At 76.3% G+C, this 1,841-nt stretch carries 1 protein-coding gene; it reads right to left on the bottom strand.

The genetic code is table 11. The annotated features are described in order from the left end of the window. A partial coding sequence (locus C667_RS22640; RefSeq protein ID WP_004387380.1) for an Hpt domain-containing protein occupies positions 1-1,841 on the bottom strand: 1,841 nt, incomplete at both ends.

Raw genomic sequence — 1,841 nt, 5'->3', positions numbered from 1 at the left:
GCGCCGAGCGGCGTCCCGCCGCCGGGCTGCGCCTCGTCGAGGGCGACGAGCTCCCCTGCTGCCGGCCCTGTCGGGAGCGCGGCGGGCGCGGGCGTCGCATCGACCGCGGGGAGCATGGCGGTCGCGGAGATGGCGTCGGCGGCGCCGACCGCCTCCTCGGAGCGCCCGGCAGGCTTCGTGACGTCCTCGTCGTCGACGGCCTCGAGGCGCGCGACGAGCGTGTCGGCCGGCTCCGGCGTGCGTCCTGCGGCGATCTCCTCGCGCATCGCGCACAGGGCGTCGAGGGCTTCGCCGAATAGCGCCAGCGCACGCGTCCCCGGGGCCTGACCGGTGTCGGCGAGGCGCTCCAGCCTGTGCTCCAGGGCGCGGCCGAGGCGATGCGCGGGTTCTGCGCGCACGGTGCCGGAGATGCCGGCGAGGGTGTGGGCGGCGCGTATCCCCGCGCTCGAGGGCGGATGCTCGCCGGTGTGCAGCGCGCGCAGCTCCTGTTCCAGCGCGGCGAGGTGCTGGGCCGACTCGCTGCAGTAGAGCTCGTGCAGCGCACGCGAGATGTCGCCATCGCCGACGCGCACGGGTTCGCCGGAAAGGCGGGCGTCGGGCTCGCCGGCTGCAGGCTCGCCCGGCTGCGCGGGCGCGGCGTCGAGGGCCGCGATGCCTTCGGCCTCCGCGTCGAGCCGCGCCTCGCCGGACGGCGTCGACCACGGCTCGAAGGCGTCGAGCAGGATCGGGGCGCCCTCGTCGAGCGGCTCGATGAACTCGATCAGGTCCTCCTCTGCTTCCGGGGCGAAGGCCGGCACGGCGTCGACCGCAGCGGGCGCAGGCGGCGGGAGATCGCCGATCTCGCCGTCGAGCAGGAAGTCCACGCTGTCGATGTGCATCGGCGCGGGGGCGGGCGCGGGGGCGGCCGCCTCCGCCGCAGGCTCCTCGATCGGCTCGGGGAGGGTGGGGAGCTGTCCGGAGGCCGCAGCGAGGCCGGCGTCATGCACCGGCTCGGCCGCCTCGTGCAGCCGCCTGGCCTCGGCGATCAGGGCCGCGGTGTCGCCGCCGCCTGCCTCGCCATGTTCGAGCTGCGCCACCCAGGTGGAGAACACGCGATGGCCTTCGGCGACGAGGGCCAGCAGGGCGGGCGTGAGCGGCCAGTCGAGCTGCAGCCAGCGATTGAGCGCCTGCTCCACCGCCCACGCGGTGTCGCCGAGCTGGGCGAGCCCGACCATGCGGCCGCTGCCCTTGAGGGTGTGGAAGCCGCGCCGGATGGTGACCAGCTCCGCGAGCTCGTCCGCCGTGCCGCGCAGGGTATCGAGCCCGGCTGCGATGCCGGCGAGCACCTCGTGCGCCTCCTCGATGAAGATCGCCAGCAGCTCGGCGTCGACCTCGGCGTCCACCGGAATCCTCGCCGGGGGCGCGGAGGGGGCGGATTCGTCGGTCCGTGCAGCTGGGAGGATCTGCTCCGGTGCCTGCCCGGACGCATCGCCGTGCGTGCGCTCGGCCGCAGGGGCGGGCTCCGCCGTGCCTGCCTCCTCCTGGGTGGCTTCGGCAGGCGCGTCGAGCGCGCCGAAGCTGCTGAAATCGAGGTCCGGGAAGTCGAGGCCGAACGGCTTGTCGCGCGTGTCCCGAGCCGCGGCCTCCGCAGTCGGAGCCGGTGATGCGACGCCCGCGCCCGCCGGCTCGATGGCCGCGAGCGTGGGGGCGGCCGCGGCGGTCGGTGCGCTGCCGAGGCCGGATCCGGCCGTCGTCGGCGCAGGCGACGCGAGCTCGGCCAGCGTGAGTTCGGGCGGCGCGAGTTCGGGCGGAGCGGGTTCGGGCGGAGCGGGTTCGGATGCCGGGGCCGGGGCCGGCGAGGC

The organism is Thauera phenylacetica B4P, assembly GCF_000310225.1.
GTDB classification, from domain to species: Bacteria; Pseudomonadota; Gammaproteobacteria; order Burkholderiales; family Rhodocyclaceae; genus Thauera; species Thauera phenylacetica.
The sequence above is the reverse complement of the archived record's forward strand: the minus strand, read 5'-3'. Positions and strand labels throughout refer to the sequence as shown.